General features: G+C 62.1%; 14 protein-coding genes. 4 read left to right on the plus strand and 10 right to left on the minus strand.

The genetic code is table 11. The annotated features are described in order from the left end of the window. Positions 1–129 precede the first annotated feature (129 nt). Positions 130–606 carry an Lrp/AsnC family transcriptional regulator gene (locus UB31_RS29485; RefSeq protein WP_045008859.1) on the plus strand — a complete coding sequence of 159 codons (477 nt, stop codon included), beginning with the start codon at positions 130–132 and terminating at the stop codon, positions 604–606. A 22-nt stretch (positions 607–628) separates the two neighbouring features. Here the strand turns inward: UB31_RS29485 and UB31_RS29490 are convergent, their stop codons facing one another. The 5 genes from UB31_RS29490 to UB31_RS29510 all read right to left on the minus strand — a co-directional run bounded on the left by UB31_RS29490 (position 629) and on the right by UB31_RS29510 (position 7,000). Then, the gene (locus tag UB31_RS29490; protein WP_045008611.1) at positions 629–2,290 is read right to left on the minus strand and encodes an ABC transporter ATP-binding protein; all 1,662 of its coding nucleotides are present in this window, start codon (positions 2,288–2,290) and stop codon (positions 629–631) included. Then, the gene (locus UB31_RS29495) at positions 2,287–3,141 is read right to left on the minus strand and encodes an ABC transporter permease (protein ID WP_045008610.1); all 855 of its coding nucleotides are present in this window, start codon (positions 3,139–3,141) and stop codon (positions 2,287–2,289) included. The genes UB31_RS29490 and UB31_RS29495 overlap by 4 nt, the downstream gene beginning before the upstream one ends. After that, the gene (locus UB31_RS29500) at positions 3,138–4,088 is read right to left on the minus strand and encodes an ABC transporter permease (protein ID WP_045008609.1); all 951 of its coding nucleotides are present in this window, start codon (positions 4,086–4,088) and stop codon (positions 3,138–3,140) included. The genes UB31_RS29495 and UB31_RS29500 overlap by 4 nt, the downstream gene beginning before the upstream one ends. Before the next feature lie 79 nt (positions 4,089–4,167). Then, complete coding sequence (locus tag UB31_RS29505; RefSeq protein ID WP_045008608.1) at positions 4,168–5,775, minus strand: ABC transporter substrate-binding protein; 1,608 nt, start codon at positions 5,773–5,775, stop codon at positions 4,168–4,170. A gap of 382 nt (positions 5,776–6,157) precedes the next feature. Continuing rightward, a complete protein-coding gene (locus UB31_RS29510; protein ID WP_045008607.1) occupies positions 6,158–7,000 on the minus strand; it encodes a GNAT family N-acetyltransferase in 843 nt (280 codons plus the stop codon). A gap of 175 nt (positions 7,001–7,175) precedes the next feature. Between UB31_RS29510 and UB31_RS29515 the strand changes: the two genes are divergently transcribed. Together UB31_RS29515 and UB31_RS29520 are read left to right on the plus strand one after the other, a co-directional pair. After that, entirely contained in the window at positions 7,176–7,844 is a 669-nt protein-coding gene (locus tag UB31_RS29515) for a haloacid dehalogenase type II (protein WP_045013416.1), read from the plus strand. Positions 7,845–7,860: 16 nt separating this feature from the next. After that, positions 7,861–9,135 (plus strand): NAD(P)/FAD-dependent oxidoreductase, encoded by a 1,275-nt coding sequence (locus UB31_RS29520; RefSeq protein ID WP_045008606.1) that lies wholly within the window; start codon positions 7,861–7,863, stop codon positions 9,133–9,135. 106 nt (positions 9,136–9,241) lie between these two features. On the opposite strand, the gene UB31_RS29525 is transcribed toward UB31_RS29520, so the two are convergent. The 3 genes from UB31_RS29525 to UB31_RS29535 are packed head-to-tail and all read right to left on the minus strand — an operon-like array spanning position 9,242 to position 12,020. Then, a complete protein-coding gene (locus tag UB31_RS29525) occupies positions 9,242–10,699 on the minus strand; it encodes an NAD-dependent succinate-semialdehyde dehydrogenase (RefSeq protein ID WP_045008605.1) in 1,458 nt (485 codons plus the stop codon). 34 nt (positions 10,700–10,733) lie between these two features. Next, positions 10,734–11,084 (minus strand): cupin domain-containing protein, encoded by a 351-nt coding sequence (locus UB31_RS29530; RefSeq protein WP_045008604.1) that lies wholly within the window; start codon positions 11,082–11,084, stop codon positions 10,734–10,736. A 12-nt stretch (positions 11,085–11,096) separates the two neighbouring features. Continuing rightward, a complete protein-coding gene (locus UB31_RS29535) occupies positions 11,097–12,020 on the minus strand; it encodes a 2-hydroxyacid dehydrogenase (protein ID WP_045008603.1) in 924 nt (307 codons plus the stop codon). A gap of 234 nt (positions 12,021–12,254) precedes the next feature. Between UB31_RS29535 and UB31_RS29540 the strand changes: the two genes are divergently transcribed. After that, positions 12,255–13,157: a GNAT family N-acetyltransferase gene (locus UB31_RS29540; RefSeq protein ID WP_045008602.1), complete on the plus strand. Its 903-nt coding sequence runs from the start codon at positions 12,255–12,257 to the stop codon at positions 13,155–13,157. Positions 13,158–13,266: 109 nt separating this feature from the next. Here UB31_RS29540 and UB31_RS29545 read toward each other — a convergent pair whose 3' ends face one another. Both UB31_RS29545 and UB31_RS29550 read right to left on the minus strand, forming a co-directional pair. After that, on the minus strand, positions 13,267–14,082 hold the full coding sequence (locus UB31_RS29545; protein WP_045008601.1) for a MetQ/NlpA family ABC transporter substrate-binding protein: 816 nt from the start codon (positions 14,080–14,082) through the stop codon (positions 13,267–13,269). 45 nt (positions 14,083–14,127) lie between these two features. Continuing rightward, positions 14,128–15,471, minus strand: a complete 1,344-nt coding sequence (locus tag UB31_RS29550; protein WP_045013417.1) for an LLM class flavin-dependent oxidoreductase — start codon at positions 15,469–15,471, stop codon at positions 14,128–14,130. Positions 15,472–15,507: the final 36 nt, after the last annotated feature.

Genomic DNA, 15,507 nt, shown 5'->3' on the forward strand with positions numbered 1-15,507 from the left:
AAAACAGCGTCCTGGCTGGAAGATACGATGTCAGCGATAAGACGATGGATGCGGGGTGAGTGAGCTTTCGGCTCGTTGTGCCAAATTTTCTGCTGTGCCTCTTGGCGCGTGCTCAACGGAGAGACACCAATGAAGCTGGATCGGATCGACATCAAGATCCTCCACGAGCTCCAGAAGAACGGCCGCATCACCAATGTCGAGCTCGCCGAGCTGGTCAATCTGTCACCCAGTCCATGTCTCATGCGTGTGAAGAGATTGCAGACCGAGGGCTACATCGAGGGCTACGCGGCGCTGATCAACGTGCGCAAGCTGGGACAGACGTTGACCGTGTTCACCGAAGTAACGTTGAAGAACCATAGACAAATCGACTTTGCTCGTTTCCTGGCGGCGGTCGACAAGGTCGACCAGCTGATCGAATGCCATCTCGTCTCGGGAGGTTACGACTACATGATGAAGTTTGTGACCGCCAGCATCGGCGAGTACCAGACGATCATGGAGCGCCTGACGGACATGGATATCGGCATCGACAAGTATTTCAGCTTCGTCGTCCTCAAGTCGCCCATCGTACGCTCGCAGATGCCGCTGACCAGCCTGTTTTCGGCCTGATCGCCAGCGGCACCAGCCGCTTCTACTGATGACTATAGGCGCGTACCTCTTCGGGATTCTGTTCCAGATTGTCGAGCCAGCCAGGATCGAGCTTGGGCACCGAAGAGAACAGCAGCCGCGTATAAGGGTGCTGCGGGGTCGCCAGTCCGGTCGACGCGATCTGCTCGACCTTCTGGCCGCGATACATCACGACGATCTCGTCGCAGATCGCTTCGACGACCGACAGGTCGTGGCTGATGAAGACATAGGAAATGCCGAGTTCGCGCTGCAACTCCTTCAGCAGTTCAACCACCGCAGCCGCCACGACCGTGTCGAGCGCCGACGTGATTTCGTCGCACAGGATCAGCGTCGGTTCGGCCGCAAGTGCTCGCGCAAAATTCACCCGCTGCTTTTGGCCGCCTGAAAGTTCTCCTGGCAATCGATGGCGCACGGATTTGGGGAGACGGACCAGATCGAGAAGCTCGCTGACGCGCGCATCGCGCGCCTTGCCCCGCATGCTGTGGTAGAAGGTGAGGGGACGCCTCAGGATGTCCTCCACCGACTTCGCCGGGTTGAGTGCGGTGTCGGCATGCTGGAACACGATTTGAATCTGGCGGAGTTCGTTGCGGGTGCGATTGCGGCCGGCCTTCCCCAATTCGCGACCGTTGAAGATGATGTCGCCGGCATGAGCGGGCAGGATCCCGGCAATCGCCCGGGCCAGCGTTGACTTGCCGCAACCGGACTCCCCGATGATGCCGAGATTTCGCCCCCGATCCAGCCTGAGGCTGACCGCCTGGACGGCATTGATCAGCGGCTGTCCATCGCGCGAGCGGGGTCCGTAGCCGACCGTCAGATTGTCGACCTGAAGTAGCGGGCGCTTCGTCGTGCCCTCGTCTTCAGGCTCCCGCTGCTGAGTCTTCGGCCTGAACGCGGCCAGCAGCTGCCTTGTATAGGGGTGCTGGGCCTCTTCGAGGATATCATTGGTCGTCCCCATTTCCTGGACAGTGCCGTCCTTGAGCACGACGATCCTGTCGGCGATCTGGGCCACCACGGCCAGATCGTGTGAGACGTAGATGCCGGCAATGTTGTGCTGCGCCGTGACAGCCTTGAAGGCCCGCAGCACCTCAACCTGCGTCGTGACGTCGAGCGCCGTGGTGGGCTCGTCGAAGATGACGACCTTCGGCTGGCCGATCAGAGCCATCGCGGCGGCAAGGCGCTGCAACTGACCGCCCGAGACCTGGTGCGGATAGCGGTTGCCGATTGTGTCCGGGTCCGGCAGCGACAGTGCCTTGAACAGTGAAAGCGCTTTTGCTTGCGCCTCGGCAGGCGACATGAGCCGGTGGATCCGCGCCACCTCGACAACTTGATCCATGATGGTGAGCGCGGGGTTGAAGGCGGCCGCAGCGCTCTGTGGCACGTAGGCGACGCTCGTGCCGCGAATGCCGGCGCGTTCCGCTTCCGAAAGCTTCATCATGTCAACGCCGGCCAGGCGCACCTCGCCGCCGGTGATTGCGCAGCCTGGCCTTGTGTAGCCCATGAGCGTCATGGCAATCGTGGTCTTGCCTGAGCCGCTTTCGCCGATAAGGGCGAGGATCTCGCCTTCGGCGATGTCGAGGCTGACACCCTTGATGATCTCGACCCGTCTGCCGGCGTCGGTCGTTGCCTCAACCCTGAGATTGCGGATCTCGACGAGGTTTCCCGTCATTCGGCGCTCCGGTCGCGGATCCTGCTCGGCAGGTTGTCGATCAGAAGATTGACGCTGATGGTCAGACTCGCGATGGCGAGCGAAGGGAAGATCACTGCCGGTGCGCCAAAGGGCAGGCCGCCGATGTTTTCACGAACCAGCGCCCCCCAGTCGGCATAGGGTGGTTGCACGCCGAGTCCGAGGAAGGAGAGGCCGGAGAGCAGCAGCACGATGAAGACGAAGCGCAAGCCGAGATCGGCAAGCACGGGACCGAGTATGTTGGGAAGGATCTCGGAGGCGATGAGATAGGGCAGGCCTTCGCCGCGAATGCGGGCGACCACCACGAAGTCCATCGTGTTGACATTGACGGCGAGCGCGCGGGCGAAGCGATAGGCGCCCGGGGTGTAGATGACCGAGAGCGTCGCAATCAGCGCAGGGATCGACGAGCCGACCGCGGCGACCACGACGAGGCCGAACAGCTTGCTGGGAATCGAGTTGAGCGCATCGAGAAATCGGCTCAGGACGGTGTCGAGCCATCCTCCGGCAACTGCCGCCGTCATGCCGAGTGCGACGCCGCTGAAACAGGCGATCGAGACGGCGGCGAGCGAGATGCCGAGCGTGTAGCGCGCGCCCATCAGGACGCGCGAAAAGATGTCGCGGCCGAGATAGTCGGAGCCAAACCACAGGTCTCGACTGACAGGTCCGAAATAATCGGTGTCGACGATCTCGCCGACGGAATGCGGGATAATGCGCGGAGCGAAAAGGGCGATGCCGGCCCAGAGAAGGAGTATGCCCAGCGCCGACAGGCCTATGAGATTGAAGCGATAGCCCAATCGCATGCCGAGCCGGCCGAACAAGCTCGGTTGCTTCATCGGAGCCTCGGATTGGACAGGACTGCGATGATGTCGGCCGCCGTGATCAATGCCAGATAACCCAGGCAGAAGATCATTGCGCATGTTTGGATCAGCGGCAGGTCGCGGGTCGAAACGGCATCGACCATCAGCTTGGCGATGCCTGGATAGTTGAAGATGGTCTCCACGATAATCACGCCGCCGAGCAAATAGGACAGGGAGAGCGCAATCGAATTGACGATAGGGCCAAGCGCATTGGGCAATGCATGTCTCAGCACCAGCCGGGGCCGCGAGGCGCCCTTGAGGAGCGCCATCTCCACATAGGGCGTGTTCAACGTCTCGACCACGGCGGCGCGCGTCATGCGGATCATCTGCGCGGAAACGCCGATCGTGAGTGTTGCGACCGGCATGGCGTAGATTCGCATCAGATCATAGAACGACTTGACCTCGTTGGTGAGGGAAAGGGCCGGCAGCCATTTGAGATAGACTGCGAAGAGCAGCACCGCGAGCGTCGCAATCATGAACTCCGGCACCGAGATGATGCCGATGGTCCCGATGGTCACGATGCGGTCGTACAGCGTGCCGCGCCACATCGCAGAGGTGATACCAAGTGTCAGCGCGAGCGGCACGGCAATCGCGGCGGTCAATCCGGCGAGCTTCAGCGTATTGACAAACCGTCCGCGTATCAGGGTGGCGACCGGCACATTGTTCGCATAGGACGTGCCGAAATCACCCTGAAAGAGGCCGGCCATCCATCTCAGGAATCGAATGATCGCGGGATCGTTGAGATGCATCGCCTTGCGCAGGCCCTCGACGGCTTCCGGCGTCGCGGATTGCCCGAGCAGGATCGTAGCTGTATCACCGGGCAGGAGCGCGGTCGCAGAGAAGACGGCGAAGGAAACGATCACGAGGGTAATCAAGGCGATGAGAAGCCGCCTCACCACAAGCGACGAAACCTGTCTTCTCACATTCGCGCTCCCGCACCACGCTCGTCATTTGCTTCAGCCCCGGTTCCCATGGCCGGAGCCGTGACCTCGCCGACGCCGATCAGGCGGTAAGCCAGACGTACTCGGCGAAAGCGTAGCCCATCATGCCGCCGAGCGGGTTGGGCTCCAGTCCCTTCAGCTTGGCAGTGATGGCATCCACGTTGGAGATGTAGGCCGGAATGATGGTGCCGGCTTGTTCCGATACCAGGACCTGCATCTCATTGTACATCTCGCGACGCTTGGCCTGATCGAGCGAGCCGCGAGCTTCGAGCAGCATCTTGTCGAATTGTTCCGAGCTGAACCGGCTCTCATTCCATGGCGCATCCGACTTGTAGAGCAGGGAGAACAGGATGTCGGGCGTCGGACGCGGGTTGATATTGCCGAAATGGATCGGCGCTTTCAGCCAGTAGTTGCTCCAGTAGCCATCGGAGGGCACGCGCTTCACGTCGAGCTTCATACCGATCTGGGCGGCGGTTGCCTGGACAATCATCGCCATGTCGATCGCCGAACCGGCCGCCTCGGAGGTGATGATCTCGATGGTCTGACCGAGGACGCCGGCCTTCTGGAAATGGAATTTGGCCTTGTCCAGGTCGAACGATTTCGGCTTGAGAGTCGCATTGTGGTAGACGTTGGCGGGCGATACGGGCTGGTCGTTGCCAACGACACCGAAGCCGCGCAGGGCCGATTTGACGATCTGTTCGCGGTTGACCACGTATTTCATGCCCTCTACGAAATCGCGGTTGTTGCCGGGCGCCATGTCCATGCGCATGTTCAGGTCGGTGTAGGTCCCCGACGTGCTGGTGGACAGCACGAAGCCGCTCTGGCCGTCGAGGAGGCGCACCGATCGCGGGTTGATCGAGGCCGCGAGATGAATATCGCCGGACAGCAGCGCATTGATCCGGGCGTTTTCATCGGGGATGGCGAAGAACTCGAATGAATCGACGTTCGGGCCGCCTTTGAAATAGTTCGGATTCCGCATGCCGACCGAGCGCTCGCCGGGGGTGAACTGCTTGCACGTGAAGGCGCCGGTCCCGTTACCCGAGGAGAAATCGGTGGTGCCGTCGGCCACGATCATGAAGTGATGCATCGACAGGATCGTCGGCAGATCAGAGTTGGGGCTCGCCAGCGTGACCTCGACGGTGTTCTTGTCGACGGCCTTGAAGTCGGTCATCTGGGAAGCGATCGCCGCGACCTTCGAACCGGTCGCCTTGTCCAGATGGCGCTTCAGCGAAAAGATGACGTCGTCGGCGCTGAGGTCCTTGCCGCTGTGGAAGGTGACGCCCTTCTTCAGCTTGATCGTCCAGGTCTTGGCATCGCCGCTTTCGATCGACTCGGCGAGCTCCATCTGGGGCACGCCGGTCTGGTCGAGAAATGTCAGGCGGTTGTAGAAGGAGCAGCAACGCACATAGTCGGTCGAGAGCGAGGCTTTGGCCGGGTCGAGCGTGTCGGCGGTCGAGGAGGACCAGGCCGCCGCTTTCATGGCGCCGCCCTTCACGGGCGTCGCCGCCACCGCTTCCGACGCGCGGCCGAAGACAGCGCTGGCGGCAGCCAGAGCCACACCATTGGCGAGCATCAACTTCAGAAGGTCGCGGCGCGAAGCCCCGCGACGAATAGCGCTCTCGACCATGGCATCGTCTGAACAAGACCAGTTCGTCGTCGTGTCGCTCATGTTAATCCCTCGTCGCTGGAAGGCTACGGCTCATGCTGCGGTGAGCGGCAGATTGTTCTGTCGCGCAATTGGGGTGGACGCCGGCGCGGTCCCGTCAAAACGACCATGCCGCGTCTCCACTCAGGAGTGCATTCCTTCCCGCGATCGAAGTCTCGCAGGATAGTCCCGCGGCTTCGGTCGAAAAAACCGTGGGCCGCGGCACAAAATTGCGAAGATGCCTCGCTTTCTAGTATTTCGAGCCTGCGTGCAGCTGACTCCTTGTGCATGCCTATTAATATTGCAGCGCGGCGCAAACTTCAGCATAGGCCAGCGATGCAACCGGGTGGACGAGATGTGCTCGATCAAACTCGATGAGCGAATTGCTGAGCATCAAAGTCTCAGCTTATCCGAAAGCCTGACTGGCGAGGGCGAATGTGGTCAATGGCGCGCAGCTGGATCGCGCAACGACAGGGCGCTGCATGGCAATGCCCTCGTCCACCCGGACGAGTCCCCTGTCTGCGAGCCAGGCCCCTAATTGAGAGGACTCGGCAGTATCCACGCGAACGAAGCGTCCTTCCCGCTCGGCCATGAAATAGGCGAGCAGAGCCTTCCCATCGTCCGCGTTCGTGGCCACGACGGGACCGATCACCTCGCCTCTGCCGAATCGGCGCAGCGCCGCAAATCCGGTAAGCCCCTGGCCGTTGCAGAGCACAGCGAGTTGGCCGACCTTCGCGAGCGTACGAAGCAGATCTCTCCGGTCTGCGCCGTACGCGCTTCTGTCGAGCTCGAGGATCCCGAAGATATCGCGCGACTCGGCCGGCCGGGCTTTAGTGGGCGGGGCGACATGCAGGACCTGTCCTTGATGCTGGACGATGGTTCCGGCCCGGCAAAAGCCGAGCTTTTGATAGAGTGGCAGGCCCTCGCCCGTTGCAATGAGCCTCAGCGCGCGCGAACCCGCCAGCGTGGTGACGGCCTTCATGAGCTGACGGCCCAATCCGCGCCCGCGGGCGGCTTCATCGACGATGACCATGTTGATGGTTGCGACATCCCTCTTGTAGGGCGTCATCAGAACCGTCCCGAGCACGGTTGAAGCATTCGCCGCCATTGCGACGAATCCCGCGCTCAGATCGAGTGCCATTTGCCAGTCCTCGAGGCGGTGCGGCCAGCCGGCTTGACGCGAAAGGCGCAACGCACCTTCGAGATGTTCGGGGCGGAAGGCGCTGAGCGATATGGTGCTCGGGATCATCGACCGGTTTTCCTGTCCGGCACCAGTCTCGTATTTTGGCGATACGCAGATCGTCTGAAGGCCGCCGCACGAACGACATCTTCCACCGCAGCCGGCGAAAAAGCCGCATCTTATGCCGCGCTGGCGCTCTATTGTTGCGGTCCTGACATCGTGCGAGCGCACCAGGACAGGAATGATGAGCCAGTTTCGCCCGAAATACGTGACCTTCGACTGCTACGGCACGCTGACGAATTTCCAGATGGCGGAAGCGGCGCAGGATCTCTATTGCGCGCATCTCCCTGAACCGCAGATGGCTGCGCTCGTGCGGGATTTCGCGGCGTATCGGCTCGACGAGATTCTCGGCGACTGGAAACCCTATGCCGACGTGATCCACAACGCGCTGGAGCGCGCCTGCAAGCGCAATGACGTTGCTTTCAAGGCCGAGCATGCACGGATAGTCTACGACCGGGTGCCGAGCTGGGGGCCGCATCCCGACGTTCCCGCCGGCCTTGCCAAGGTCGCCAAGGAGATTCCGCTCGTCATCCTCTCCAACGCCATGAATGCGCAACTGCCGTCCAACGTGGCGAAGCTAGGAGCGCCGTTTCACGCCGCGTTCACGGCCGAACAGGCACAATCCTACAAGCCTCGCATGAAGGGCTTCGAGTTCATGTTCGATACGCTGGGCTGCGGGCCTGAGGACGTGGTGCACTGCTCCTCGTCCTTCCGCTATGACCTGATGACGGCTCACGACCTCGGCATCAAGAACAAGCTGTGGGTCAATCGGGGGCACGAGCCCGCCAACCCCTATTATGGCTATGTCGAGATCAAGGACATCGGCGGTCTGCCAGGTGTGTTCGGGCTCTGAGCCGGCGGGATCTGTCGTGAAATACGTCTCCTACTGGCACGATACCGCACCACGCTTCTCCGGCGGCGCCGAAGGTCCCGTCGAGGGGCACTACGACGTTGCGGTGATCGGCGGTGGCTTCACGGGTCTGGGAGCTGCGCGCCAGTTCGCGAAGGCGGGTACGAAGGTTGTCGTTCTCGAAGCGGACCGGGTGATCGGCGGCGCATCGGGCCGGAACGGCGGGCATCTCAACAATGGTCTGGCCCACAGCTATCTCGCTGCCAAGACTGAATTGGGCAAGGAGCGAGCCATCGCGCTTTACCGCGCGCTCGACGCCTCGATCGACACGCTCGAAGCGTTGATCGCGGAGGAGGGCATCGCGTGCGATTTTCGCCGCGCCGGCAAGCTGAAGCTCGCCTCCAAGCCGAAGCATTTCGATGCCATCGCGCGCAATTTCGAAGTGGTCCATCGCGAGGTTGATCCGGACACAGCATTGCTGTCCGCCCGGGATCTCGGCGCGGAGATCGGCTCGCCCTTCTTTGGCGGAATGCTCTCGAAGAAGAGCGCGATGATGCATATGGGTCGCTATGGCGTCGGACTGGCCGAGGCCGCCAAGCGCCGCGGCGCGATCGTCTTCGAGCAGGCACCGGTCACGGCGCAGGCGCGCGAAGGATCGCGGCATCGCCTGACGACGCCTCGCGGCAGCGTCACCGCCGATCAGGTGCTGCTTGCGACGGGCGCCTATACCACGCCCAATTTCGGTTACTTCCGGCGACGCCTCGTCGCCGTCGGCAGCTTCATCATAGCGACCCGGCCGCTGGACGCGGCCGAAATCGCGGCCGTCATGCCCGGCAATCGCACCTGCGTCACGTCGATGAATGTCGGCAATTATTTTCGCCTGGCATCCGACAATCGTCTGATATTCGGCGGACGGGCGCGCTTCTCGGCGACATCGGACCAGCGCTCCGACGCAAAGAGCGGCGCCATTCTCGTTGACGGTCTCACGCGAATCTTTCCGCAACTCGCCGGCATAGAGATCGACTATTGCTGGGGTGGCCTCGTCGACATGACCGGCGACCGCTTCCCGCGCGCGGGCTATCAGGACGGGCTGTGGTATGCGATGGGTTATGCTGGCCATGGCGCGCAGCTGTCGACCCATCTCGGCATGATCATCGCCGATGCGATGCTTGGACGCGAAGACCGGAATCCGATGAAGGACCTCGACTGGCCTGCGGTGCCCGGCCACTTTGGCAAGCCGTGGTTCCTGCCGCTGGTGGGAATGTACTACAAGATGCTTGATCGCATTCAGTAGCCTGACGGGGACAAATGCGCGCGCTCGCAGAGGGCCGATCTGTCTTGAGCGTTTGCCGGGATAGCGGGGAGGGCGCGGATGTGCGCCTTCTCCGCTCCGTGGCCGCTTAGCCCAATCCACCGATGTGGAAGGTCTTCATCTCGAGGTATTCCTCGATCCCGACCTGCGCGCCCTCGCGCCCCAGGCCGGATTGCTTGACACCGCCGAACGGGGCCACCTCCGTCGACACCATACCGGTGTTGAGGCCGACCATGCCTGCTTCCAGCGCTTCCGCAACGTGCCAGGACCGCTTGAGGTCTCGGGTGTAGAAATAGGCGGCAAGACCGTAGGGTGTAGCGTTTGCGATGGCAATCGCCTCCTCGTCGGTCTCGAAGCGGAAGAGAGGCGCGACGGGACCAAATGTTTCTTCATGCGCCAGCACCATGTCGGTGGTGGCCTCGGTCAGGACGATCGGCGCGGCAAATTGCGGACCCTTGGGCAAGGTCGCGGGTTGAGCGGCGATACGGGCGCCCTTGGACAGCGCATCGGCGACATGGCGGTTGATCTTGCTGATCGCCGCCTCGTTGATCATCGGTCCGATAGCCACGCCCGGCTCGAGGCCAGATCCCACCTTCATGGCCTTGACGCGGGCGACGAGCTTGTCCGCGAAGGCGTCGTAAACGCCGGCCTGCACAAGGATCCGATTGGCGCAAACGCAGGTCTGTCCGCCATTGCGGAACTTCGACATGATTGCGCCCTCGACCACGAGTTCGAGATCGGCATCGTCAAAAACGATGAAGGGTGCATTTCCGCCGAGCTCGAGGCTCACGCGCTTGATGCTGTCCGCGGCACCGCGCATCAGCAGTGAGCCGACGCGGGTCGAGCCTGTGAACGAGATCTTGCGCACCTTTTCGTTGGCCATGATCTCCGCGCCGATCTCGCTCGGCAGGCCGGTGACGATGTTGATGACGCCGGCGGGAATTCCGGCGCGCTCGGCCAATACCCCGAGAGCCAGCGCCGAATAGGGCGTGAAGTCCGATGGCTTGATCACGACTGTGCATCCCGCCGCGAGCGCGGGGGCCACCTTGCGCGTGATCATCGCGTTCGGAAAATTCCAGGGCGTGATGATTGCGCATACGCCAACCGGTTCCTTGAGAACAACGATGCGCCGGTCGGGCGTTGGTGACGGGATTGTCGTGCCGCCGATCCGCCGGGCTTCCTCCGCAAACCATTTGACGAAGGAGGCACCGTAGCGGATCTCGCCCCTGGACTCTTCCAATGGCTTGCCCTGTTCGAGCGTCAGAATGCGCGCCAGGTCATCGAGATGCGTGATCATGAGCCCATGCCAGGCTTCCAGAAGCGCGGCACGCTCGGCGCTCGTCTTGGCGCGCCAGGCGGGGTACGCCTCGGCCGCAGCGGCAACGGCGGCGCGAGTCTCATCTCGCCCCATGTCTGGTACGCTACCAAGAGCAGTCTGCGTCGCCGGCTCGATCACGTCGATCGTCTTGCCCGAGAGCGCCCCGACCCAATGGCCGCCGATCAAACCCTGCTGGCGGAAGAGGTTCTTGTCGTTGAGTTGCCGCATGTCTCATCCTTCTCCTGGGATCAGCCGAAAGGCATCACGCCACCGTGACGTAGATCTTGCGGACGGTCTCGATGGTCTTCCACACGCCCGTAAATCCGGGCTTCATGACGAAGCTGTCGCCGGCTGTGAAGGTCACGGGATCGCCGCCGTCCGGGGTGATCTCGATGGTGCCGGAGATGATGTGACAGAACTCGAAGGTCTCGCCCTTGATGGAACGCGTTTCGCCGGGCGTCGCTTCCCATACGCCGGTATGGACGAGTTCGCCCTTGGCCGCGTCTTGTGCCCAGGTCTTGTAGTGCGGTGTGCCGGCAATGAGCCGCTCTGGCGTTGGACCGGACTCCTTTGGAGCGAAGGCCGGGTTGGGATCAATCGATTTCAGTAGCAAATTGGGCTCCTTTCAGTAACCACGAGTTCGATCCACGAGCCCGATCAGATCGAGGCCCGCCTTGTATCGCTTGATGTTGTCGATGACCGCGCGCGCAGCGGTCTCGGCCTGAGTCGCACTTGCCACATGCGGGGTGAGCAGCACCTTCGGATGAGTCCAGAACGCATGATCGGAGGGCAGCGGCTCCGGCTCAGTGACGTCGATGACGGCGCCGGCGAGCTGACCGTCGTCCAGAGCGGCCAGCAGCGCGAGGTGATCGAGCTGCGCGCCGCGTCCCGCATGAATCAGCGCCGCGCCTTTCGGCAGCCGCGCAAACACACTGCGATCCAAGATCCCGTGGGTGTCTGCCGTGAGAGGAAGCAGGCAGACGAGGATGTCGGTCTCGCCGAGCATTTGGCTGAGGCCAGCGTGGCCGCAATATGTCGCAACGCCCTCTATCGTCTTGGCTGATCGGCTCCAGCCGCTCAAAGGAAAGCCGAAGGGCTTCAGACTCTCCAGCACGGCGCGGCCGAGCACGCCAAGTCCGAGCAGCCCAACCCGCCGGTCGGTAGCCTGCTTCTGCGGCAGAGGCCGCCACTGGCGTTGCCGCTGCAAATCGAGATAGGCCGGGAGGTTGCGGTGGAGCGCCAGCACCGCGAGTGTGACATATTCCTGCATCATCCGGATGATGCCGTCTTCCACCATCCGGACCACCTTCACCTCGGATGGTATCGATGTTAGCGGAAATTGGTCGATGCCGGCCCCAACTGAAAACAGCAGTTCGAGATTGCGATAGCGTTCGAGCCCATGGGGCACCGTCCAGCTGATCACGTAGCGAACCTGATCGGGATCGATCGTGGCGGAATCGATTGCGAAGGGCAGGTCGGGGAGCTCGCGAGCGAAGGCGTTGCGAAAAACGGCTCCACGTTCGGCGTCGGAATTGAACAGAAAAGCCATTGGTCGATTTTGCAGGGGCAGAAGATGGCGAACTCGCCGGATGGAGGGAACATAAGCGGACGAGGGCTCGTTTCCATGCCGAATGCGATTGCGATTTGGTGGATTGTTTCGCGCCGCGGTCATTTTGAAATGCATTCTGCGGCGGCGTATGGCTTATGCTGATCTCGCCTGGGCCGCTCGAGTGCGCCCGGAGTGAGATCATTCGATCGATATTGGGCTCATCGAGAGGGAGCCATGGAAAAGCGCATCTCCAGTTCGTTTACAGTCGATACTTTTGAGGCACATGCGGCCGATATCGATACGGTCGAGCTTGACTGGCTCCATGCGCTGTCAATTGGCGTCGGCTGGCCGCATCGCGCCGAGGACTGGCAGTTTCTGCGTGAGGTTGGCCACGGCATCGTGGCTCACGACGAAATCGGACGGGTACTCGGATCGGCCATGTGGTTTCCCCATGGCTCAGACTTCGCCACCGTTGCCATGGTCATCACCTCTCCGCGTCTTCAGGCCCTCGGCACCGCGCAGTGGCTGATGAAGCGCGTTCTGTCCGAATGCAAGGGACGCAATCTGCGCCTCAATGCCACGCGTGCAGCGCGCAAGCTCTATCTGTCGCTCGGCTTCCGCCTTGAGAGAACGGTTTTCCAGCGTCAAGCCGAGGCGCGGCGACCCGATGAGATGCCGCGCCCTCCCGAAGGAGCCGAACTGCGTCGTCTGGATCAAGCCGATCTTGCGGGTGTCGCTGAACTTGATGCGCAAGGATTTGGTGCATGTCGCCTCGAGCTGCTCGCAGCTCTCCTGCAGCAATCCGTTGGCTTTGGCCTCTACCGGCGTGGCCGCCTCGAGGCCTTTGCGCTCTGCCGTCCGTTTGGGCGAGGGCATGTCATCGGTCCTGTGGTGGCTTCGAACGACAGAGACGCGATTGCTGTGGTGGCGCCGCATGTGACTGCCCATGATGGAGAGTTTCTGAGGCTTGATACGCACCTTGCTGACGGGGAATTCTCCTCCTTCGTCGCTCGGTCGGGCCTGGCTGTCTTCGACACCGTTACGACGATGTCGTTGGGAGGACACTTCCGCGATCCCAACGAGCGTTCTGAAGAGATGCCCGTAACCTACGCGCTGGCAAGCCAGGCCCTTGGTTGAGGGCATATCGCGCCGCTCGCTGTCGTCAGCACAACGATCGGCACGGTACTAGCTCCGCAACGAAACGGCGGTTGGCCCATTCAAGCGTGAATTCGAACATGCGTTCCGCTCACTTCATGTAATCAGGCAAAGTGAACCCGTCATAGAACCGGTCGGCCTGGATCGCGACCTTGAACGTCGGCGATTTGTAGCCGGCGACGATGTCCTGGGCCCATTCGGAATTGGCGTTGGCCTTCTTCACCGCAAGCACGTTGATGTAGGGCGTCGTCATCTTCTCCAGTGCAAAGGCGTTGGTCAGCTTCAATCCGCTGAAGATCGCGAAATTGCCCTGGACGGCGGCATAATCCACATCGTCGAGCGCGCGCGGCGCCTGCGCGGCCTCGAGCGGAACGATTTTGATGCCGCCGGGATTCTTGATGACATCGAGCTCGGAGACCTCGACCGGCTTGCTATCGCGGATCTCGATCAGGCCGAGGTCGCGCAGCACCCACAGCGCGCGCTGCAGATTGACGGGATCGTTCGGCACCGCGACGCTGGAACCCGGCTTGATCGGCGAACCCAGCGGGTGCTTCTTCGAATAGAGACCCATCGGTGGTGTCGGGACGTGAACGATGCCGACGAGATCGGTCTTCTGCCGCTCGTTGTAGGAATCGAGGAAGATCGTGTGCTGCATTACATTGGCATCGATCTCGGATTTGAACACGGCGTTGTTGGCTTCAAGGCCGGTCGAGAATTCGACATAGCGGATCTTGTAGCCCTTCTTCTTCAGCTCGGGCTCAACCCCGATCTTGAACTCATCGATATACGGCCCCGGCACGAAGCCGACCCTCAGCTCGGGTTTCGCGGGCTGCTGGGCCAGAGAGTCTACGGCGGCGAAGGGGGAGAGAGCCAAAAGGCCGGAGAGGAGAAACAACGCTGTCTTCATGTCTGTTGACTGATCTCGAGTTTGAAGGTGAGTGCGGGTGCGGTCTCAGGCGATCGCCTTGATCGCGTTGGAGTAGACGCTCGCCGGCCGTACGAGGCCGTAATGCTCGCGCAAGGTCGTGCCGGTGTATTCCTCGCGGAACAGGCCGCGCTTGCGCAGGATCGGGACGACGTGCTCGGTGAAGGCATCGATGCCGCCGGGCAGCCAGGGCGGCATCACGTTGAAACCGTCGGCCGCGCCGCCTTCGAACCAGGTCTGGATATTGTCTGCGATCTTTTCCGGCGTTCCGGCGATGACCCAGTGGCCGCGCGCACCGGCGAGGCGCTGCACCAGCTGGCGGATCGTCGGCTTTTCGCGGTCGACGATGTCGACCACGAGCTTGAAGCGGCTGGCGACGCCGCGCGCGCTCGCGGTGTCGATCAGATGCCGGGGGACGGGACCGTCGAGATCATATCCGGTGAGATCGACGCCGATCATCTGGCGCAACTGGGTCAGGGAATATTCGGGCTGGATCAGCTCGTTGAACTCGTCCTGAAGGCGATCCGCCTCGGCCTGCGTGCTGCCGATAAAGGGGCTGATGCCGGGCAGGATCTTGATCTCATCGGGGCCGCGGTCGAAGGTGCGGGCTTGGCGCTTGATGTCCGCATAAAAGGCTCTGGCCGACTCCAGCGTTTGGTGAGCCGTGAAAATCGCCTCTGCGTAACGGGCGGCGAAGGCGCGGCCGTCGTCGGAGGCGCCAGCCTGCACATAGACCGGCCGGCCCTGGGGGGTGCGAGAGATGTTCAGCGGACCGCGCACGCGAAAATGCTTGCCGACATGGTCGAGCGTGTGGATCTTGCTGGTGTCGGCGAAGATGCCCGAGGCGGGGTCGTTGACGAGCGCGTCATCCTCCCAGCTGTCCCAGAGCCGCGAGATCACGTCGAGATATTCGCGGGCACGCTCGTAGCGCTCGTGGTGCGGGGGATGCTCGGGCAGGCCAAAGTTCTGCGCCGCCTGTGGCGCGCTGGTGGTGACGATGTTCCAGCCGGCCCGGCCGCGGCTCAGATGGTCGAGTGACGCGAACAGCCGTGCCAGATTGTACGGCTCGGTATAGGTCGTCGATGCCGTCGCGATCAGGCCGATGCGGCTGGTGACGGCCGCGATCGCCGCCAACCACGTGATCGGCTCGAAGCGAAAGCGCTGGGCGTAGCGGACGTTATCGGCCAGTGCCGGTCCGTCTGCAAAGAAGATGGCGTCGAACTTGCTCGCCTCGGCGCGCTGCGCCAGCTCCTGGTAATAGGTGATGTCGAGAATGCGATCCGACGCCGATCCCTTGTAGCGCCACGCGGCTTCGTGGTGACCGCCGGGGTAGATGAAGAGATTGAGGACAAGCTGCCGTTGGTTGCTCATGGTTCGGATGTCCGGATGCAGGCCGTCAATGCGGCA

The sequence above is a fragment of the Bradyrhizobium sp. LTSP849 genome (assembly GCF_000938255.1).
Classification (GTDB): Bacteria; Pseudomonadota; Alphaproteobacteria; order Rhizobiales; family Xanthobacteraceae; genus Bradyrhizobium.